Origin of the sequence: Xenophilus azovorans DSM 13620 (assembly GCF_000745855.1) — a bacterium.
Taxonomy (GTDB): Bacteria; Pseudomonadota; Gammaproteobacteria; order Burkholderiales; family Burkholderiaceae_C; genus Xenophilus; species Xenophilus azovorans.
Map to the genome: position 1 here is coordinate 39,914 of NZ_JQKD01000022.1, position 18,496 is coordinate 58,409.

The 18,496-nt window shown below is 69.8% G+C and carries 21 protein-coding genes; all 21 read left to right on the forward strand.

Annotation, left to right across the window (positions count from 1 at the left end; translation table 11 throughout):
• Positions 1 to 23 precede the first annotated feature (23 nt).
• The 21 genes from Q392_RS13680 (at position 24) to acpS (ending at position 18,407) form a co-directional block, all read left to right on the forward strand.
• Positions 24 to 575 (forward strand): YceD family protein, encoded by a 552-nt coding sequence (locus tag Q392_RS13680; protein ID WP_038208300.1) that lies wholly within the window; start codon positions 24 to 26, stop codon positions 573 to 575.
• A 208-nt stretch (positions 576 to 783) separates the two neighbouring features.
• Positions 784 to 966 (forward strand): 50S ribosomal protein L32, encoded by a 183-nt coding sequence (rpmF, locus tag Q392_RS13685; protein WP_038208303.1) that lies wholly within the window; start codon positions 784 to 786, stop codon positions 964 to 966.
• Between the two features lie 61 nt (positions 967 to 1,027).
• Positions 1,028 to 2,128 carry a phosphate acyltransferase PlsX gene (gene plsX / locus Q392_RS13690; protein WP_084217051.1) on the forward strand — a complete coding sequence of 367 codons (1,101 nt, stop codon included), beginning with the start codon at positions 1,028 to 1,030 and terminating at the stop codon, positions 2,126 to 2,128.
• Complete coding sequence (locus Q392_RS13695; protein ID WP_038208305.1) at positions 2,128 to 3,108, forward strand: beta-ketoacyl-ACP synthase III; 981 nt, start codon at positions 2,128 to 2,130, stop codon at positions 3,106 to 3,108. Before plsX ends, Q392_RS13695 begins: the two co-directional genes overlap by 1 nt.
• A 51-nt stretch (positions 3,109 to 3,159) precedes the next feature.
• Positions 3,160 to 4,110, forward strand: a complete 951-nt coding sequence (gene fabD / locus Q392_RS13700; protein WP_038208308.1) for an ACP S-malonyltransferase — start codon at positions 3,160 to 3,162, stop codon at positions 4,108 to 4,110.
• 14 nt (positions 4,111 to 4,124) lie between these two features.
• The gene (gene fabG, locus Q392_RS13705) at positions 4,125 to 4,868 is read left to right on the forward strand and encodes a 3-oxoacyl-ACP reductase FabG (protein WP_038208311.1); all 744 of its coding nucleotides are present in this window, start codon (positions 4,125 to 4,127) and stop codon (positions 4,866 to 4,868) included.
• Between the two features lie 103 nt (positions 4,869 to 4,971).
• Positions 4,972 to 5,211: an acyl carrier protein gene (gene acpP / locus Q392_RS13710; RefSeq protein WP_038208314.1), complete on the forward strand. Its 240-nt coding sequence runs from the start codon at positions 4,972 to 4,974 to the stop codon at positions 5,209 to 5,211.
• A gap of 97 nt (positions 5,212 to 5,308) precedes the next feature.
• Complete coding sequence (gene fabF / locus Q392_RS13715; RefSeq protein WP_038208317.1) at positions 5,309 to 6,553, forward strand: beta-ketoacyl-ACP synthase II; 1,245 nt, start codon at positions 5,309 to 5,311, stop codon at positions 6,551 to 6,553.
• A gap of 20 nt (positions 6,554 to 6,573) precedes the next feature.
• The gene (locus tag Q392_RS13720) at positions 6,574 to 7,059 is read left to right on the forward strand and encodes a hypothetical protein (protein ID WP_038208320.1); all 486 of its coding nucleotides are present in this window, start codon (positions 6,574 to 6,576) and stop codon (positions 7,057 to 7,059) included.
• On the forward strand, positions 7,056 to 7,712 hold the full coding sequence (rpoE, locus tag Q392_RS13725) for an RNA polymerase sigma factor RpoE (RefSeq protein WP_038208323.1): 657 nt from the start codon (positions 7,056 to 7,058) through the stop codon (positions 7,710 to 7,712). Before Q392_RS13720 ends, rpoE begins: the two co-directional genes overlap by 4 nt.
• Before the next feature lie 28 nt (positions 7,713 to 7,740).
• Complete coding sequence (locus Q392_RS13730; RefSeq protein WP_038208582.1) at positions 7,741 to 8,388, forward strand: sigma-E factor negative regulatory protein; 648 nt, start codon at positions 7,741 to 7,743, stop codon at positions 8,386 to 8,388.
• Positions 8,389 to 8,391: 3 nt separating this feature from the next.
• A complete protein-coding gene (locus Q392_RS13735; protein WP_084217052.1) occupies positions 8,392 to 9,483 on the forward strand; it encodes a MucB/RseB C-terminal domain-containing protein in 1,092 nt (363 codons plus the stop codon).
• Between the two features lie 115 nt (positions 9,484 to 9,598).
• Positions 9,599 to 11,080, forward strand: coding sequence for a DegQ family serine endoprotease (locus Q392_RS13740; protein ID WP_038208586.1), 1,482 nt, complete (start codon positions 9,599 to 9,601; stop codon positions 11,078 to 11,080).
• Positions 11,081 to 11,581: 501 nt separating this feature from the next.
• Positions 11,582 to 13,393, forward strand: a complete 1,812-nt coding sequence (gene lepA / locus Q392_RS13745; RefSeq protein ID WP_038208326.1) for a translation elongation factor 4 — start codon at positions 11,582 to 11,584, stop codon at positions 13,391 to 13,393.
• A 22-nt stretch (positions 13,394 to 13,415) separates the two neighbouring features.
• Positions 13,416 to 14,387, forward strand: a complete 972-nt coding sequence (lepB, locus tag Q392_RS13750) for a signal peptidase I (protein ID WP_038208329.1) — start codon at positions 13,416 to 13,418, stop codon at positions 14,385 to 14,387.
• 42 nt (positions 14,388 to 14,429) lie between these two features.
• A complete protein-coding gene (locus tag Q392_RS13755) occupies positions 14,430 to 14,789 on the forward strand; it encodes a DUF4845 domain-containing protein (protein ID WP_038208332.1) in 360 nt (119 codons plus the stop codon).
• 28 nt (positions 14,790 to 14,817) lie between these two features.
• Complete coding sequence (gene rnc, locus Q392_RS13760; protein WP_038208335.1) at positions 14,818 to 15,504, forward strand: ribonuclease III; 687 nt, start codon at positions 14,818 to 14,820, stop codon at positions 15,502 to 15,504.
• An 11-nt stretch (positions 15,505 to 15,515) separates the two neighbouring features.
• The gene (gene era / locus Q392_RS13765) at positions 15,516 to 16,472 is read left to right on the forward strand and encodes a GTPase Era (RefSeq protein WP_038208338.1); all 957 of its coding nucleotides are present in this window, start codon (positions 15,516 to 15,518) and stop codon (positions 16,470 to 16,472) included.
• The gene (gene recO, locus Q392_RS13770; RefSeq protein ID WP_038208340.1) at positions 16,469 to 17,242 is read left to right on the forward strand and encodes a DNA repair protein RecO; all 774 of its coding nucleotides are present in this window, start codon (positions 16,469 to 16,471) and stop codon (positions 17,240 to 17,242) included. Before era ends, recO begins: the two co-directional genes overlap by 4 nt.
• Positions 17,239 to 18,018, forward strand: coding sequence for a pyridoxine 5'-phosphate synthase (locus Q392_RS13775; RefSeq protein WP_038208344.1), 780 nt, complete (start codon positions 17,239 to 17,241; stop codon positions 18,016 to 18,018). The genes recO and Q392_RS13775 overlap by 4 nt, the downstream gene beginning before the upstream one ends.
• Positions 18,015 to 18,407, forward strand: coding sequence for a holo-ACP synthase (gene acpS, locus Q392_RS13780; protein ID WP_038208347.1), 393 nt, complete (start codon positions 18,015 to 18,017; stop codon positions 18,405 to 18,407). The genes Q392_RS13775 and acpS overlap by 4 nt, the downstream gene beginning before the upstream one ends.
• Positions 18,408 to 18,496: the final 89 nt, after the last annotated feature.

Sequence of the window (18,496 nt, forward strand, 5' to 3'; positions counted from 1 at the left end):
CCGGGCGCCTTAGACTGCCGCCGATGAAAGCCAAGGACTTCGATGCCGGCCGCCTGGACGTGCCGGCCTTCGCCCAGGCCGGCGCCGTGCTCTCGGCCGAGGAGCCGCTGGCCGCCTTCCCCCGCCTGGCCGCCGAATCCGCCGTGCCCGATGCCGCCGGCACCGTGCGCTGGCAGGTCCGGGGCGAGCTGCGCACCCCGGCCGGCGGCGCGGCCGTGCCCTGGCTGCACCTGCAGGCCGATGCCGGCGTGCCGCTGGTGTGCCAGCGCTGCCTGACCCCGGTGGACACGCCGCTGCATGCCGACCGCTGGTTCCGCTTCGTCGCCGACGAGGACACCGCTGCGCTGGAGGACGAGGAGGCCGAGGAGGACGTCCTCGTCGCGAGCCGCGACTTCGACCTGCGTGCGCTGGTCGAGGACGAACTGCTGATGGAACTGCCCATCACCCCGCGCCACGAGACCTGCCCGGTGCCGGTCGCGCTGTCGGCGGCCGACCCGGATTTCGATGCGGCGGGCGAGCGGCCCAACCCCTTTGCCGCGCTGGAGGCGCTCAAGGGTGGGAAGGGCAGCGGCTAGCCCGGTGGCGGCGCTCGCACGCAGGGCTGGCGCAGGTCGGCCGCGCCGGGCTATAATCGCGGGCTTCGCGCGCTCATCTCCACGGAGCATATGGGGCGCGACCCAGCGGCAGGCGGTCACTTTCTTGAGCGTCTTGCGGGCCCCGGCGGCGCTGCCCCGGTCCCGGCCGCACCGCCCACCAACCGTACCGAATACCTCAGGAGCCATCATGGCCGTTCAGCAGAACAAGAAGTCGCCGTCCAAGCGCGGCATGCACCGCTCGCACAACGCCCTGGGCGTGCCCGGCATCGCCGTGGAGCCGACCACCGGCGAAACCCACCTGCGCCACCACATCAGCCCGAACGGCTTCTACCGTGGCCGCAAGGTGCTCAAGACCAAGAACGAAGGCTGACCCGCCCTCTCAAGGCCAAGGCCCGAAGCTACTTTCCACGTAGCATCGGGCCTTTGTTTTGATGCCCACGACTCCCACGACGAACCCCGCGCCGGGGCCCGAGGCGATCACGCTGGCCGTCGACTGCATGGGCGGCGACCACGGCCCGCGCGTCACGCTGGCGGCCTGCCGCGGCTTCCTGGAGCGCCACCCGCAGGCCTCGCTGCTGCTGGTGGGCGTGCCGGAGGCGCTCGGCACGCTGCGGCATCCGCGCGCGCGCATCGTCGCGGCCACCGAGGTGGTCGGCATGGACGACCCGATCGAGGTCGCCCTGCGCAAGAAGAAGGATTCGTCCATGCGCGTGGCGATCCAGCAGGTCAAGGACGGAGCCGCCCATGCCGCCATTTCCGCCGGCAACACCGGCGCGCTGATGGCCATCGCCCGCTACCTGCTCAAGACGCTGGACGGCATCGACCGCCCCGCCATCGCCACCCAGCTGCCCAACATCCGCGGCGGCGCCTCCACAGTGCTGGACCTGGGCGCCAACGTCGATTGCGACGCCGAGGACCTGCTCCAGTTCGCCGTGCTGGGCTCGGCGCTGGTGGCGGCGCTCACCGGCAACGACGCACCTTCGGTGGGGCTGCTGAACGTCGGCGAGGAAGTCATCAAGGGCAGCGAAACCATCAAGAAAGCCGGCCAACTGCTGCAAACGGCTGCCAACTCGCAGGATCTGAATTTCTACGGCAACGTCGAGGGCAACGACATCTTCAAGGGCACGACCGACATCGTGGTGTGCGACGGCTTCGTCGGTAACGTCGCGCTCAAGGCCACCGAAGGCGTGGCCTCGATGATCGTAGACTTCATGAAGCAGGAGTTTTCTGCCGGTATCTTCAGCAAACTCGCGGCGATCATCGCTTATCCGGTGCTTCGTGCGCTGAAGAATCGGCTCGACCACCGGCGCTACAACGGCGCCGCCCTGTTGGGCCTGCGCGGCCTCGTGTTCAAGAGCCACGGCTCGGCGGACGAGGTGGCGTTCGGCCATGCGCTGGATCGCGCTTATGATGCCGCCCGCAACAACCTGCTCGACCGCGTCCGCGCCCGCATCGCCCACGCCGCGCCCCTGCTGAAGCGCGCCGAGGCCCCGGAGAACTCCGAGCGCGCCCCGGCAGCACTCCAGGCCTGATGAGCACCCCTTATTCCCGCATCACCGGCACCGGCAGCTACCTGCCGCCGCGCCGCGTGACCAACGACGACCTGGCCCGCGAACTGGCGGGCCGCGGCATCGAGACCTCCGACCAGTGGATCGTGGAGCGCACCGGCATCCGCGCGCGCCACTTCGCCGAGCCCGACGTCACCAGCAGCGAGCTGGCCCTGCACGCCAGCCGGCATGCGCTGGAGGCCGCCGGCCGCAGCGCCTCGGACGTGGACCTGATCATCGTCGCGACCTCGACGCCCGACATGGTCTTCCCCTCGTCCGCCTCGATCCTGCAGCACAAGCTGGGCGTGGCCGGCTGCCCGGCCTTCGACGTGCAGGCCGTGTGCAGCGGCTTCATCTACGCGCTGACCGTGGCCGACGCCATGATCCGCACCGGCACCGCGCGCTGCGCGCTGGTGGTGGGCGCGGAGGTGTTCTCGCGCATCCTCGACTTCAGCGACCGCACCACCTGCGTGCTGTTCGGCGACGGCGCCGGGGCTGTGGTGCTGGAGGCGAGCGACACGCCCGGCATCCTGGCCAGTGACATCCATGCCGACGGCTCGCACGTCGGCATCCTGTGTACGCCGGGCCACGTCTCCGGCGGGCAGGTGACGGGCACGCCGCTGCTGCACATGGACGGCCAGGCCGTCTTCAAGCTGGCGGTGCGCGTGCTGGAGGACGCGGCGCGCACCGTGCTGAAGAAGGCCGGCAAGACCGACGCCGACATCGACTGGCTGATCCCGCACCAGGCCAACATCCGCATCATGCAGGGCACGGCGCGCAAGCTGAAGCTGCCCATGGACAAGCTGGTCGTCACCGTGCACGAGCACGGCAACACCTCGGCGGCGTCGATCCCGCTGGCGCTGGACGCCGCCGTGCGCGACGGCCAGGTGAAGAAGGGCGACACCGTCATGCTCGAGGGCGTGGGCGGCGGCTTCACCTGGGGCGCGGTGCTGCTCAACATGTAGCCTCGCGGCGCCCCGCGGGCGCCGCGGCTTGACCCGGAGACACAAGACATCATGACTTCCTTTGCGTTCGTCTTTCCCGGCCAGGGATCGCAGGCCGTGGGCATGCTCGACGCCTGGGGCGACCACCCCGCCGTGCGCGAGACGCTGGCCGAGGCCTCCGAGGCCCTCGGCGAGGACGTGGCCAGGCTGATCCACGAAGGCCCCAAGGAGGCGCTGGCCCTCACCACCAACACCCAGCCCGTGATGCTGGTGGCCGGCGTCGCCGCCTGGCGCGCCTGGCTGGCCGAGGGGGGGGCGAAGCCTGCCGCGGTGGCGGGCCATTCGCTCGGCGAATATTCCGCCCTGGTGGCGGCCGGCGTGCTGACGCTGAAGCAGGCCGCGCCACTGGTGCGCCTGCGCGCCCGTGCGATGCAGGAGGCCGTGCCGGTGGGCGCCGGCGCGATGGCTGCCATCCTCGGCATGGCGTCCGAGAAGGTCGCGGCCGGCTGCGCCGAGGTGACGGCGGGCTTCCCGGCCGGCAGCGGCGAGGTGGTCGAGGCGGTGAACTTCAACGACCCGATGCAGACCGTGATCGCCGGCAGCAAGGCCGCGGTGGAGAAGGCCTGCGAGGCGCTCAAGGCCGCCGGCGCCAAGCGTGCGCTGCCGCTGCCGGTGTCCGCGCCCTTCCATTCCAGCCTGATGAAGCCGGCGGCCGAGGCGCTGCGCGCCGCGCTGGCGGACGTGGAACTGGCCGCGCCGGCGATCCCGCTGGTCAACAACATCGACGTCGCGGTCGAGGACGACCCGGCGCGCATCCGCGACGCCCTGGTGCGCCAGGCGGCCGGCCCGGTGCGCTGGGTCGAGTGCGTGCAGGCGCTCCAGGCGCGGGGCGTGACGGCCATCGTCGAATGCGGGCCGGGGCGCGTGCTGTCCGGCATGGTCAAGCGCATCGCGCCCGACGTCGCCAACCCGGTCATCCTCGATCCGGCCACGCTGGCCGAGACGAAGCAGTCGCTGGCCTGAAGAGGCACCTCCCCATGAGCACACCCACCATCCAGGGCCAGGTGGCCCTCGTCACCGGCGCCACGCGCGGCATCGGCGCGGCCATCGCGCTGGAACTGGCCCAGCGCGGCTACAAGGTCGTCGGCACCGGCACCACGGCCGAGGGCGCCGCCAAGATCACCGCCGCGCTGTCCGCCCACCGCGGCCAGGGCCAGGTGCTGGACGTGACCGACGGCGCGGCCGTGGAGGCGCTGGTCGACGCCATCGTCAAGGCGCACGGCGGCCTGCATGTGCTGGTCAACAACGCCGGCATCACGCGCGACATGCTCGCCATGCGCCTGAAGGACGAGGACTGGGATGCCGTCATCGACACCAACCTCAAGGCCGTGTTCCGCCTCTCGCGCGCGGCCATCCGGCCGATGATGAAGCAGCGCTTCGGCCGCATCATCAGCATCACCAGCGTGGTCGGCGCCTCGGGCAACCCGGGCCAAGCCAACTACGCGGCCGCCAAGGCCGGCGTGGCGGGCATGACCCGCGCCCTGGCGCGCGAGCTGGGCAGCCGCGCCATCACCGTCAACTGCGTGGCGCCCGGCTTCATCGAGACCGACATGACGGCCAGCCTGCCGGAGGCGCAGCAGCAGGCGCTGCTGGCGTCCATCCCGCTGGGCCACCTGGGCAAGCCGGCCGACATCGCGCACGCGGTGGCCTACCTGGCCTCGCCGCAGGCCGCCTACGTGACGGGCCAGGAACTGCACGTCAACGGCGGCATGTACATGTAAGTGCGGCGCTGCGCAAGGCGTTTCCCCCGGCCCCGACCGGGAAGACGCCACACCCCGGCCCGTTAAAATCCACCGATTGTCTATAACCCTCAGAGGGAACCAAATGAGCGATATCGAAGCACGTGTCAAGAAAATCATCGCCGAGCAGCTCGGCGTGGAAGAGTCGCAGGTGACCAACGAAAAGGCCTTCGTGGCCGATCTGGGCGCCGACTCGCTCGACACGGTCGAACTCGTGATGGCCCTGGAAGACGAATTCGGCATCGAGATCCCCGACGAAGACGCGGAGAAGATCACCACGGTGCAGAACGCCATCGACTACGCCTCCAAGAACCAGAAGGCCTGAGCCTTCGGTCCTCCCCGTGGAGGCCGGCCGCGCGGCGCCATGACCGCCTGACCTCGGCCGCGCGCTCCGCCCGTTTTCCCCTGGAAAGGTTCATGGCATGACCCAACGCCGCGTCGTCGTCACCGGGCTCGGTTGCGTTTCTCCCGTCGGCAACACCGTCGCCGACAGCTGGGCCGGCCTGCTCGCCGGCCGCTCGGGCGTCAGCACCGTCACCCGTTTCGACGCCAGCAACCTGGCCTGCCGCTTCGCCGGCCAGGTGCAGGACTTCGACATCACGAAGTACATCTCCGAGAAGGAAGCGCGCCACATGGACCGCTTCATCCACCTCGGCATGGCGGCCGCCATCCAGGCGGTGGAAGACAGCGGCCTGCCCACCGGCGAGGCGCTCACGCCCGACCTGGCCTCGCGCATCGGCTGCAACATCGGTTCGGGCATCGGCGGGCTGCCGATGATCGAAGAGACGCACGGCGAGCTGGTCAACCGCGGCCCGCGCCGCATCTCGCCCTTCTTCGTGCCGGCCTCGATCATCAACATGATCTCCGGCCACGTGTCGATCAAGTACGGCTTCACCGGCGCCAACATCGCGGTGGTCACGGCCTGCACCACCGGGCTGCATGCCATCGGCCTGTCGGCACGGCTGATCCAGGCCGGCGATGCGGACGTGATGGTCGCCGGCGGCGCCGAATCCACCGTGTCGCCGCTGGGCATCGGCGGCTTCGCGGCCGCGCGTGCGCTGTCCACCCGCAACGACGACCCGGCCGCCGCCTCGCGCCCCTGGGACAAGGATCGCGACGGCTTCGTGCTGGGCGAGGGTGGCGGCGTGATGGTGCTCGAGGAGTACGAGCACGCCAAGGCCCGCGGCGCGAAGATCTACGCCGAACTGGTCGGCTTCGGCATGAGCGCCGACGCCTATCACATGACGGCGCCCAACGTGGACGGCCCGCGCCGCTCGATGGAGGCGGCGCTGCGCAACGCCGGCGTCAACGCCGACCAGGTCCAGTACCTGAACGCGCACGGCACCTCCACGCCGCTGGGCGACCTGAACGAGACCAACGCCATCAAGAACGCCTTCGGCGACCACGCGAAGAAGCTGGTGGTCAACTCCACCAAGTCGATGACGGGCCACCTGCTGGGCGGCGCCGGCGGCATCGAGTCGGTCTTCACCGTGCTGGCCGTGCACCACCAGAAGAGCCCGCCGACCATCAACATCTTCAACCAGGACCCGGAGTGCGACCTGGACTACTGCGCCAACGAGGCGCGGGACATGAAGATCGACGTCGCCGTGAAGAACAACTTCGGCTTCGGCGGCACCAACGGCACGCTGGTGTTCAAACGCGCCTGACGCGCACCGGCCTTCCTTTCATGCACAGCGCCCCATCGGTGAGCTATCCGGTGGGGCGCTCGCGCTTTGCGGCCGGGCTCTTCGCCGCACTGTGGCTGGCCGGCGCGGCCTGTGCGGGGCTGTGGCTCCACCAGAACCCGGCCGACCCGGCGCGCGCGGCGGCCCTGGCGACCGCGCTGGCATTGACGGCCCTCGCCGCGGTCCACGCGCTGGGTCGGGTGCCGCCGAGCCCGCTGGCATGGGACGGCGCGTACTGGCACCTGGGCACGGACGGCGCAGCCATGCGCATGGCGACGGCGGCTGCGGGACTCGACCTGCAGGGCGTGCTGCTGCTGCGCCTGGCGGAGCCCGGGCAGGCGCCGCGTTGGCTGTGGCTGGAGCGTGGCTGGGCGCCCGAGCGCTGGAACGCCCTGCGCCGTGCGGTATATTGCCGCCCCCCGTCGCCCGAAGCGGCGCCGGTGCCCGCCGCCGATGCCGGCGCGCGGCGCGTCCCGCCTGCTGCATGACCGCATCCCCCCCGCCCCCGCCCGAGAACGACGGCCCTGCCGCCGGGCGGCCGGTCGACCCGGATTTCCAGCTCGTCCAGCGCACGGTGGCCGGCGACCAGAAGGCCTACGAGCTCCTGGTGCTCAAGTACCAGCGCCGCATCGAGCGGCTGATCGGCCGGATGGTGCGCGACGTCGACCTGGTCGAGGACATCGCCCAGGAAACCTTCATCCGCGCCTACCGCGCGCTGCACCAGTTCCGCGGCGAGGCGCAGTTCTACACCTGGCTGTACCGCATCGCCGTCAACACGGCCAAGAAGGCCCTGGTGGACATGAAACGCGACCCGACGGTGCCCGAGGCGGCGCTGCGCGGGGCCGACGACGACGATGAAACTTACCGGGGCGGAAACGAACCAATCAGCGACGAAACCCCCGATTCCGTGCTGGCGGCGCAGGAGATCGCCGCCGCGGTCAACGCCGCGATGGAGGCGTTGCCGGCCGAACTGCGGCAGGCCGTGACCCTGCGGGAGATCGAGGGTTTGAGCTACGAGGAAATCGCCGAGGTCATGAATTGCCCGATCGGTACGGTGCGCTCGCGCATCTTCCGGGCGCGCGAAGCGATCTCGGCGCGGGTGAAACCCCTGCTGGACAACCAGTCGGGCAAGCGGTGGTGACGATCAGGTGAACGACATGGACGAAGGCATGAAGCAGGATCTCGAGCGTGTATCCGCGCTGGCGGACGGGGCGCTGCACGGCGAAGCTTTCGCCCGGGCGGTGGGCGATCTGGGCGTGCGCGAGGACTTGCGGCGCGAATGGCAGGTGGTGCACCTGGTGGGCGACGTGCTGCGCTCGGGCACGCATGCGCCGTGCTCCGACTCGGCCGCCTTCCTGGCACGGCTGCGCGAGCGGCTGGCGGCCGAGGTCGTCCGCCCCGGGGCGGCGCAGCCGGCGCCGGGGGCAGAGCTGCGCATGGTGCGCGCCGAGGCGGCCAACGAGCCGGTGTTCCGCTGGAAGGTGGCCGCCGGCGTGGCCTCGGTGGCGGCGGCGGCCGCGATCGGCTGGGCCTGGATGGGGCAGGGCGGCACCGCGCCGGCCGGCGCCCAACTGGCGCGCAGCACGCCGCAACTGGTGGTGCCGGGCGCAGCCGGCCAGCCTCCCGTGCTGGCCGCGGCGACCCAGGGTGGGCAGCCGGCCCGCTCGCGCGTGGTGATCGGCAACGGCGCCCCGCAGATCATGCTGCGCGACCCGCGGCTGGACGAACTGCTCCAGGCCCACCAGCAGGCCAGCGGCGCCTCCAACATGCCGTCGGGTTTCCTGCGCAACGCCACCTTCGAAGGTCCTTCGCGCTGAGGCATGCCAAGTCGCGCTGGTAACCCGCCGACCGCGCTGCTGGCGCCGGCACGCCCTTTCCGCTCGATCGCCGCCGCGCTGCTGCTGGCCGGCGGGCTCGGCGGCCTGCCGGTCCATGCCCAGGATACGGCCCCCGAGGCCGCTTCCCCGGCCGCGGCGCCGCAGGACCCGGCGCGCCTGGGCGTGCTGGACTGGCTGCGCCGCATGCACCAGGCGGCCCGGCAGACCAGCTACGTCGGCACCTTCGTGGTGTCCGCCGCCACCGGCGACCTGTCCAGCGCGCGGATCTGGCATGCCTGCGAGGGCGATCTGCAGATCGAGCGCGTCGAGGCGCTGAGCGGCCCGCCGCGCTCCACCTTCCGCCGCAACGACCTGGTGCTCACCTTCCTGCCCGAGCTGGGCGTGATCCGCAGCGAGCGGCGCGACAACGTGGAGGTGTTCCCCAACCTGCTCGGCGCGTCCGAGTCCTCCATCGCCTCTCTGTACGGCGTGCGCCTGCTGGGCAAGGGCCGCGTTGCCGGCATCGATGCCGACGTGGTGCAGATCGTGCCGCGCGACGACCTGCGCTTCGGCTACCGCGTCTGGAGCGAGCGCCGCTCCGGGCTGGTGCTCAAGCTGCAGACGCTGGATGCGGAGGGCGGCGTGGTGGAGCAGTCCGCCTTCTCCGAAGTGCAACTGGATGCGCCGCTGCAGGTGCGGGCGCTGGACCAGATGATGTCCAGCACGAGCGGCTACCGGATCGAGAAATCGCAATTGCGGCGCACCACCGCCGAGGCGGAGGGCTGGGCGCTGAAGGCGCCGGTGCCCGGCTTCAAGCCGGTGAGCTGCTACCGCCGCGCGCTCGGCAGCCGGGCCTCGGACGGCGAGCGTACGGTGCAGTGGACCTTCTCGGACGGCCTGGCGACGGTGTCCCTGTTCATCGAGCCCTTCGACCCGCAGCAGGCCGGGCCCGAGACCGTGATGCAGCTCGGCGCCACCTACACGCTGACCCGGCGCCTGCTGGCCGAGGACGGCGGCTGGTGGCTCACCGCCGTCGGCGAGGTGCCGCCCCGGACGCTCGAATCCTTCGCGCAGGCGCTGGCGCGCACGCGTTGACCGGCCCCTGCGATCCGCGGCGCCGGCCGACGGCCGGGAACCGATCCGGCCCCGACAATTCGAAGGCTGCGCTTCCCCTTTCCGTTCACCATCACCCGACAAGAGAGAGATGACGATGTTCCAAGCCGAAGGCAAGACCGGACTCCATGCCTGCCTGCTGGCCGCCGCGCTGGCGGTGACGGGCTCCGCCGCACTCGTCCCGGCCGCGGCCCAGGCGCAGCAGCCCGCCGCGGCGGCGCGCGTGCTGCCCGACTTCACCGACCTGGTGGACCAGGTCGGCCCGTCCGTGGTCAACATCCGCACCACCGAGCGCGTGGCGCGCGGCGGCGCCTCCGCGGAGATGGACGAGGAGATGCAGGAATTCTTCCGCCGCTTCTTCGGCCAGCCGCTGCCGGGCATGCCGCGCCAGGGGCCGCGCCGCGGCCAGCCGCAGGAGGAGGAGCGCCCGCGCGGCGTCGGTTCCGGCTTCATCCTCACCGCCGACGGCTACGTGATGACCAACGCGCACGTGGTCGAGGACGCCTCGGAGGTGATCGTCACCCTGGCGGACAAGCGCGAGTTCAAGGCGAAGATCGTCGGCAGCGACAAGCGCACCGACGTGGCGGTGGTCAAGATCGACGCGACCGGCCTGCCGGCCGTGAAGGTGGGTGACATCTCGCGCCTGCGCGTGGGCGAGTGGGTGATGGCCATCGGCTCGCCCTTCGGGCTGGACAACACCGTCACCGCCGGCATCGTCAGCGCCAAGCAGCGCGACACCGGCGACTACCTGCCCTTCATCCAGACCGACGTGGCGGTCAATCCCGGCAACTCGGGCGGCCCGCTGATCAACATGCGCGGCGAGGTGGTGGGCATCAACAGCCAGATCTATTCGCGCTCGGGCGGCTTCATGGGCATCTCGTTCGCGATCCCGATCGACGAGGCCATCCGCGTCAGCGAGCAGCTGCGCGCCTCCGGGCGCGTCACGCGCGGACGCATCGGCGTGCAGATCGACCAGGTCACCAAGGACGTGGCTGAGTCCATCGGGCTGGGCAAGCCGCAGGGCGCGCTGGTGCGCGGCGTGGAGACCGGTTCGCCCGGCGACAAGGGCGGCATCGAGGCCGGCGACATCATCCTCAAGTTCGATGGCACGGCCATCGACAAGCCGAGCGACCTGCCGCGCCTGGTGGGCAACACCAAGCCGGGCACCAAGAGCACCGTCACCGTGTTCCGCCGCGGCAAGACGCGCGACCTGACCGTGACCGTCGCGGAGCTGGAGCCCGACAAGCCGGCCCGCGTGCCGGGCAGCCGCGAGGAGCCGACGCCGTCTTCCGCCTCGGCCGCCGCCAAGTCGCTCGGCCTGGCCGTCAGCGAGTTGAGCGCCGAGCGCAAGCAGGAACTGAAGCTGCGCGGCGGGGTGCGCGTGGACGCCGCCAGCGAGGCGGCGGCCCGTGCCGGGCTGCGCGAGGGCGACGTCATCCTCGCCGTGGGCAACGTGGAGGTGGCGAACGTGCGCGAGTTCGATGCGGCCCTGGCGAAGATCGACCGCTCCAAGCCGGTCAGCGTGCTGTTCCGCCGCGGCGAGTGGGCGCAATACGCCCTCATCCGCCCGTCGCGCTGAGCTTCGCGACGGCGTCAAGTGGCCCCACCCGTCAGTCGGGTTTGGGGTCTTTTTTTGGCGACAAAGCCGCCGGACGCCGCGCGCGGACCCACTTCAATTGAAGTTTGCATCTACTAACTTTGTCTGAGCCCTTGGATGGGTTTCGGTAGAATGCGTCGCCCGGATGCTCTTTCGGCGGCATAACAGAGGGGTCGGCCACCACGATACGAGATGGTCACGCGGCATGCACCGCTGCTCCACAGATCGCCCACAAGTTGTTCATGAAGTCACCCACAATGCCTGTGGATAAGCTGTTCATATAATTCCTGTTGCTGCCCTGCAACGAGCCTTCGGCTGCCCTTCCTGCCTGTACGCGCCCCCCGATTTGCCTACAATGAAGCTCCAACTACTGCAGTTGCCATTGCTTGTTGGTTCAGGGCGCGTCCTTCGAAGACGCGCCCTTTTTTCTTGTGCTGTGCCGCCTGTGTGCGAGTGATTTCAAGTACTTAAGCGTTCCCGTTGATGAACCACATCAGAAATTTCTCGATCATTGCGCACATCGATCACGGCAAGTCGACGCTGGCGGACCGCCTCATCCAGCGCTGTGGTGGCCTCGCCGAGCGCGAGATGCAGGCGCAGGTGCTCGACTCGATGGACATCGAGAAGGAGCGTGGGATAACCATCAAGGCGCAGACCGCCGCGCTGCACTACAAGGCGCGCGACGGACAGGTCTACAACCTCAATCTCATCGACACGCCGGGCCACGTCGACTTCTCGTACGAGGTCTCGCGCTCGCTCTCCGCATGCGAGGGCGCGCTGCTCGTCGTCGATGCATCGCAGGGCGTGGAAGCGCAGACGGTGGCCAACTGCTACACCGCGCTGGACCTCGGCGTCGAGGTGCTGCCGGTACTCAACAAGATGGATTTGCCGCAGTCCGATCCCGAGCGCGCGAAGGAAGAGATCGAGGACGTGATCGGCATCGACGCGAGCGATGCCATCCCGTGTTCGGCGAAGACCGGCATGGGCGTGGACGAGATCCTGGAGGCGATCGTCGCCAAGGTGCCGCCGCCGCGCGGCAAGGCGGATGCGCCGCTGCGCGCCATGATCATCGACAGCTGGTTCGACGCCTACGTGGGCGTGGTGATGCTGGTGCGCGTGGTCGACGGCCGCCTGGGCAAGGGCGACCGCATCAAGCTGATGGCCACCGACGCGCTCTACAACGCCGACAACCTGGGCGTGTTCACCCCGGCCAACGAGCCGCGGACGAGCCTGGAAGCGGGCGAGGTGGGCTACATCATCGCCGGCATCAAGGAACTGCAGGCGGCCAAGGTGGGTGACACCATCACGGTGGTGCGCACGGCGCAGGGCGCCAACACCACGCCGGCGGCCGAGCCGCTGCCGGGCTTCAAGGAGATCCAGCCGCAGGTCTTCGCCGGCCTGTACCCGACCGAGGCGAGCGAATACGACCAGCTGCGCGACGCGCTGGAGAAGCTCAAGCTCAACGACGCCTCGCTGCACTTCGAGCCGGAGGTGAGCCAGGCGCTGGGCTTCGGCTTCCGCTGCGGCTTCCTGGGCCTCTTGCACATGGAGATCGTGCAGGAGCGGCTGGAGCGCGAGTTCGACCAGGATCTGATCACCACCGCGCCGAGCGTGGTCTACCAGGTGCTCAAGAACGACGGCGAGCTCATGATGGTGGAGAACCCCTCCAAGATGCCCGACATCGGCAAGACGGCCGAGATCCGCGAGCCGATCGTCACGGTGCACCTGTACATGCCGCAGGAGTACGTCGGCCCGGTGATGACGCTGGCCAACCAGAAGCGCGGCGTGCAGATCAACATGGCCTACCACGGCCGCCAGGTGATGCTGACCTACGAACTGCCGCTGGGCGAGATCGTGCTGGACTTCTTCGACCGGCTCAAGTCCGTCAGCCGTGGCTACGCCAGCATGGACTACGAGTTCAAGGAGTACCGGCCGTCCGACGTGGTCAAGGTCGACATCCTGCTCAACGGCGAGAAGGTGGACGCCCTGTCGATCATCGTGCACCGCAGCCAGTCGCAGTACCGCGGCCGGGCGGTGGTGGCGAAGATGCGCGAGATCATCAGCCGCCAGATGTTCGACGTGGCGATCCAGGCGGCCATCGGCGCCAACATCATCGCCCGCGAGACCGTCAAGGCGCTGCGCAAGAACGTGCTGGCAAAATGCTACGGCGGCGACATCACCCGCAAGCGCAAGCTGCTGGAAAAGCAGAAGGCCGGCAAGAAGCGGATGAAGCAGATCGGCTCGGTCGAGGTGCCGCAGGAAGCCTTCCTGGCCATCCTGCAGGTCGAAGAATAAGCAAACCTCATCTCCCCAAGCGATGGCACTCCTGACTTCCCTGATCCTCGCCGCGTTCGCCGGCTACATCGGCGCCTGGTACCTCGACGCGGTCGAAGGCAACTTCGCCCTGCTGCTGTTCCTGGCCACCCTGATCACCGGCGCCTACTGGCTGGCCGAGCGTTTCTGGTTCCTGCCCCGGCGGCGGGCGGCCGCGGCGGCGTTCGATGCGGCCGGCGCGCAGCGGCGCGAGGAGCTGACGCGCCAGGGCATCACCCAGTTCGACCGCGAGGACGGCCAGGCACGCGAGAAAATCCTGGCGCAGCCCTGGTGGCTGGACTGGACGGCGGGGCTGTTCCCGGTGATCCTGGCCGTGTTCCTGCTGCGCTCCTTCGTCGTCGAGCCGTTCAAGATCCCCTCCGGCTCGATGATGCCGACCCTGCTCACCGGCGACCTGATCCTGGTGAACAAGTTCACCTACGGGCTGCGCCTGCCGGTGGTCAACACCAAGATCACCGAGGGCACGCCGCTGGCGCGCGGCGACGTGGTGGTGTTCCGCTACCCGCCCAAGCCGAGCATGGACTACATCAAGCGCGTGGTCGGCATCCCCGGCGACGAGGTGGCCTACCTGAACAAGCAACTGACCATCAACGGCCAGCCGGTTGCCAAGGAGGCGGTGCCCGACTACTTCGACGAGGACGTCATGCGCTACTTCAAGCAGTACCGCGAGGACCTGGACGGCCGCACGCACATGCTGCTCAACGACGACAGCCGGCGGGCGGGCCTGTCCGACGCGGAGGTGATGGACTTCCCCGGCCGTGAAAATTGTCGTTACAGTGTCGAGGGCGTGGTCTGCAAGGTGCCGCCGGGTCACTATTTCATGATGGGCGACAACCGCGACAACTCGCTCGATTCGCGCTACTGGGGCTTCGTGCCGGACCAGAACGTCGTGGGCAAGGCCTTCTTCATCTGGATGAACTTCGGCAGCCTGGGGCGCATCGGTTCGTTCCATTGAGCGGCTGAGCGGCCGCCATTTTTCAGGGAAAGAAAAGAGGGTATGAGGGAAATCCAATCCGAACGCCGGCGCCAGCGCGGCATCTCGTTCATCGGCCTGCTGTTCGTCGCCGTGGTGCTGGCGTGCGTGGGCGTGGTGGTGGCGCAGGTGATCCCGACGCTGATCGAGTACCAGGCCATCCTGAAGGCGGCCAACAAGGCCAAGGAAGGCACGACGGTGCCCGAGGTGCGCGCCATCTTCGACCGGGCGCAGGCCATCGACGACTTCCAGGCCGTCGCCGGCCGCGACCTCGAGGTGCGCAAGGACGGCGAGAAGGTGGTCGTCGCCTTCGCCTACGACAAGGAAATCCACCTCTTCGGCCCGGCCTACCTGCTGCTGAAGTACAAGGGCGAATCCAACTGAGCCCTCAACTGAGCGCCCTGCAACGCACGTGAAAGACAGCGCTCTTGCGGGCCTGCAGGCGCGCCTGTCGCACCGCTTCTCGGATCCCGTCCTGCTGCAGCGCGCGCTGACGCACCGCAGCTACTCGTCCGACCACAACGAACGGCTGGAATTCCTGGGCGATTCGGTGCTGAGCCTGGCCGTCTCGCACCTGCTGTTCCGACGCCTGGCGCAGTTGCCCGAGGGCGACCTTTCGCGGGTGCGGGCCAACCTCGTCAAGCAGGACACCCTGCACCGCCTGGCGCTGAAGCTGGAGCTGTCGCCCCTGCTGCGCCTGGGCGAGGGCGAGGCGAAGTCCGGCGGCGCGGCGCGGCCGTCCATCCTGGCCGACGCGCTGGAAGCGGTGATCGGCGCCGTCTACCTAGACGCCGGCTATGCCGCCGCGCAGGCGCTGGTGGAGCGCCTGTACGAGGCGGTGGAGATCAACCCCCGCATGGAGGCGGCCGGCAAGGACGCCAAGACGGAATTGCAGGAGTGGCTGCAGGGCCACAAAATGAAGCTCCCCGCCTATCGCGTGGTCGCCACGCTCGGCGCGGCCCACAAGCAGACCTTCGACGTCGAGTGCGAGGTGGCCGAGCTGGGCTTCGTCGAGCGCGGCATCGGCGGCTCGCGCCGGGCAGGCGAGCAGGCGGCCGCCGCGGCGATGCTGCTGCGCCTGAAGGCCCATCGACCCTGAAGAACACCGCCATGGCTGAACATCCCGACGCAGAAACCCCCGCGACCGACGCCGCGCGCCGCTGCGGCCTCGTGGCCATCGTCGGCAAGCCCAACGTCGGCAAGTCCACGCTGCTCAACGCGCTGGTGGGGCAGAAGATCAGCATCACCTCGCGCAAGGCGCAGACCACGCGCCACCGCATCACCGGCGTGCGCACCCTGCCGGAACTGGAGGGCGGCGGCACGCAGTTCGTGTTCGTCGACACGCCCGGCTTCCAGACGCGCCACGGCAACGCGCTCAACCGCTCGCTCAACAAGACGGTGCTGGGCGCGGTGGCCGACGTGGACCTGGTGCTCTTCGTGGTCGAGGCCGGCCGCTTCACGCCGGCCGACGCGAAGGTGCTGGGCCTGCTGGGCAAGGACGCGCCGGTCCTCCTGGTGGCCAACAAGCTCGACACCGTGCACCGCCGCGCCGACATCGCACCCTGGCTGGCCGAGATGCAGAAGGAACACGCCTTCGCGGAGTTCGTGCCCATGTCGGCCAAGAACCCGAAGGACATCGAGCGCCTGTTCGGCATCTGCGCGAAGTACCTGCCCCAGCAGGACTGGTGGTACGACGAGGACGAGCTGACCGACCGCAGCGAGAAGTTCCTGGCCAGCGAGACGGTGCGCGAGAAGCTGTTCCGCCTGACCGGCGACGAGCTGCCCTACACCTCCACGGTCGTCATAGACAAGTTCGAGGAGGAGCCGCCGCAGAAGAAGGGCCAGAAGCGCCTGCTGCGCATCGCCGCCACCATCGTGGTCGAGCGCGACGGCCACAAGGCCATGGTGATCGGCGACAAGGGCGACCGCATCAAGCGCATCGGCACCGAGGCGCGGCAGGAACTGGAGAAGCTCATGGACGCCAAGGTCTTCATCGAGCTGTGGGTCAAGGTGCGCTCGGGCTGGGCCGACGACGAGGCGCGGGTCCGCTCGTTCGGCTATGAATGAAGCGCAGCTCCGTCCTGCATGAGCCGGCCTATGTGCTGCACCGCTACGACTGGAGCGAGTCCAGCCTGATCCTCGAGGCGCTGACGCGCCACCACGGCCGCATCGCGCTCGTCGCCAAGGGTGCCAAGCGGCCCAGTTCCAGCTTCCGGCCGGTGCTGCTGCCGCTGCAGCCGCTGCAGCTGGGCTACGGGGGCGACGCGGAGATCCGCACGCTGAAGTCCGCCGAATGGATGGGCGGGCACGTGATGCCCACCGGTGAGGCCCTGCTGTCGGGCTACTACCTCAACGAGCTGCTGATCCGCCTGCTGGCGCGCGACGATGCGCATCCTCAGCTCTTCGATGCCTATGCGGGGGCCGTGCAGGTGCTCGCCGCCGCGCCGGAGGGCAGCGCGCAGGCCAGCGTGCAGGCCTCGGCCCTGCGCGCCTTCGAGCTGCTGCTGCTGCGCGAGGTGGGCCTGCTGCCGGCGCTGGACGTCCAGACCTCGACGCTGGCGCCGCTGCAGGACGCCGTGCCCTACGCGCTGCTGGCCGAGGCCGGCCTGCGCGAGGCCGGCGAGGGCGAGCCGGCGCTGGCCGGCGGCGCCTGGCGCACGCTGCACCGGTCGCTGGACGACAGCGCCCCCTTCGCCGCCACGGTGCGCGCCGTGGCCGAGCTGCCCGCCGGCGCCAGCGCCGCGCTGCGCGCGCAGCTGCGGCAACTGCTCAACTACCATTGCGGCGTCTCCACGCTGCGCACCCGGCAGCTGATGCGGGAGCTGCAAGACTTATGAGCGTCGTCATTCCTTCGTCCCGTACCTCCCTGTCGGTCAACCTGAACAAGGTGGCGCTGGTGCGCAACACGCGGCACCTGGGCATCCCCAGCGTGACCTACGCCGCCGCGCTGTGCCTGGATGCCGGCGCCCACGGCATCACGGTCCACCCGCGGCCCGACGGGCGCCACATCCGCGCGCAGGACGTGGCCGACCTCTCCGCCCTGCTGCAGCGCGACTGGCCGCGGGCCGAGTTCAACATCGAGGGCAACCCCTTCCACAACCTGATGGACTTCGTGCGCGAGTTCCGGCCGCACCAGGCCACCTTCGTGCCCGACAGCGAGGACCAGTTCACCAGCGACCACGGCTGGCGCTTCCCGGAGGACCTGGCCCGCCTGAAACCCCTGGTGGCCGAGGCCCGCGCGCTGGGCGTGCGGGTGAGCCTGTTCATGGACCCGGAGCCCGAGCAGATGGCCGAGGCACGCGCCACCGGCGCTGACCGCGTCGAGCTGTACACCGAGGGCTACGCCGCCTCGCGCGGCACCTCGCGCGCCGGGCCGGTGCTGTCGCAGTACGCGGCCGCCGCACGCGCGGCGCAGGCCGTGGGCCTGCAGGTCAACGCCGGCCACGACCTCAGCCGCGACAACCTCACGCTGTTCCTGCAGGCGGTGCCGGGCATCCGGGAGGTGTCGATCGGCCACGCCTTCATCGCCGATGCGCTGGAGTCTGGCTACGCCGCGACCACGCGCGACTACCTGCGCTGCATCGACGAGGCCTACGGCGGCGCCGTCGCATGATCCACGGCATCGGCACCGACCTGTGCGACATCCGCCGCATCGAGGCGACCTTCCGGCGGCAGGGCGAGCGCTTCGCGCTGCGCGTCCTGGGCGATGCGGAGCTGGCCGTCTGGCGCGCCCGCAGCGCCCGCTGGCCGAAGCGCGGCCTGCGCTACCTGGCCACGCGCTTCTCGGCCAAGGAGGCCTTCAGCAAGGCCATCGGCCTGGGCATGCATGCGCCGATGGGCTGGCGCCTGTGCGAGATCCTCAACGAGCCCGGCGGCAAGCCGCGCATCGTGCTGCACGATCCGCTGAAGGGCTGGTTCGAGGCGCAGGGCCTGGCGGCGCACGTGACGGTGACCGACGAGGCGGACTACGCGGCCAGTTTCGTCGTGGTCGAAAAAACATGACCCACCCCAGTCTGCGCGGATTTCGTTCCGCTTCGCCAACCCCCTTCCAGGGGGCACGCTCAGCGGCCTGGCGGAGCCAGTTCCGCGAG

Bases quoted from the DNA above. Each gene is read 5' to 3' on its own strand.
- Q392_RS13680 (WP_038208300.1), top strand. From the start codon at position 24: ATGAAAGCCAAGGACTTCGATGCCGGCCGCCTGGACGTGCCGGCCTTC.
- rpmF (WP_038208303.1), top strand. From the start codon at position 784: ATGGCCGTTCAGCAGAACAAGAAGTCGCCGTCCAAGCGCGGCATGCAC.
- plsX (WP_084217051.1), top strand. From the start codon at position 1,028: ATGCCCACGACTCCCACGACGAACCCCGCGCCGGGGCCCGAGGCGATC.
- Q392_RS13695 (WP_038208305.1), top strand. From the start codon at position 2,128: ATGAGCACCCCTTATTCCCGCATCACCGGCACCGGCAGCTACCTGCCG.
- fabD (WP_038208308.1), top strand. From the start codon at position 3,160: ATGACTTCCTTTGCGTTCGTCTTTCCCGGCCAGGGATCGCAGGCCGTG.
- fabG (WP_038208311.1), top strand. From the start codon at position 4,125: ATGAGCACACCCACCATCCAGGGCCAGGTGGCCCTCGTCACCGGCGCC.
- acpP (WP_038208314.1), top strand. From the start codon at position 4,972: ATGAGCGATATCGAAGCACGTGTCAAGAAAATCATCGCCGAGCAGCTC.
- fabF (WP_038208317.1), top strand. From the start codon at position 5,309: ATGACCCAACGCCGCGTCGTCGTCACCGGGCTCGGTTGCGTTTCTCCC.
- Q392_RS13720 (WP_038208320.1), top strand. From the start codon at position 6,574: ATGCACAGCGCCCCATCGGTGAGCTATCCGGTGGGGCGCTCGCGCTTT.
- rpoE (WP_038208323.1), top strand. From the start codon at position 7,056: ATGACCGCATCCCCCCCGCCCCCGCCCGAGAACGACGGCCCTGCCGCC.
- Q392_RS13730 (WP_038208582.1), top strand. From the start codon at position 7,741: ATGAAGCAGGATCTCGAGCGTGTATCCGCGCTGGCGGACGGGGCGCTG.
- Q392_RS13735 (WP_084217052.1), top strand. From the start codon at position 8,392: ATGCCAAGTCGCGCTGGTAACCCGCCGACCGCGCTGCTGGCGCCGGCA.
- Q392_RS13740 (WP_038208586.1), top strand. From the start codon at position 9,599: ATGTTCCAAGCCGAAGGCAAGACCGGACTCCATGCCTGCCTGCTGGCC.
- lepA (WP_038208326.1), top strand. From the start codon at position 11,582: ATGAACCACATCAGAAATTTCTCGATCATTGCGCACATCGATCACGGC.
- lepB (WP_038208329.1), top strand. From the start codon at position 13,416: ATGGCACTCCTGACTTCCCTGATCCTCGCCGCGTTCGCCGGCTACATC.
- Q392_RS13755 (WP_038208332.1), top strand. From the start codon at position 14,430: ATGAGGGAAATCCAATCCGAACGCCGGCGCCAGCGCGGCATCTCGTTC.
- era (WP_038208338.1), top strand. From the start codon at position 15,516: ATGGCTGAACATCCCGACGCAGAAACCCCCGCGACCGACGCCGCGCGC.
- recO (WP_038208340.1), top strand. From the start codon at position 16,469: ATGAAGCGCAGCTCCGTCCTGCATGAGCCGGCCTATGTGCTGCACCGC.
- Q392_RS13775 (WP_038208344.1), top strand. From the start codon at position 17,239: ATGAGCGTCGTCATTCCTTCGTCCCGTACCTCCCTGTCGGTCAACCTG.
- acpS (WP_038208347.1), top strand. From the start codon at position 18,015: ATGATCCACGGCATCGGCACCGACCTGTGCGACATCCGCCGCATCGAG.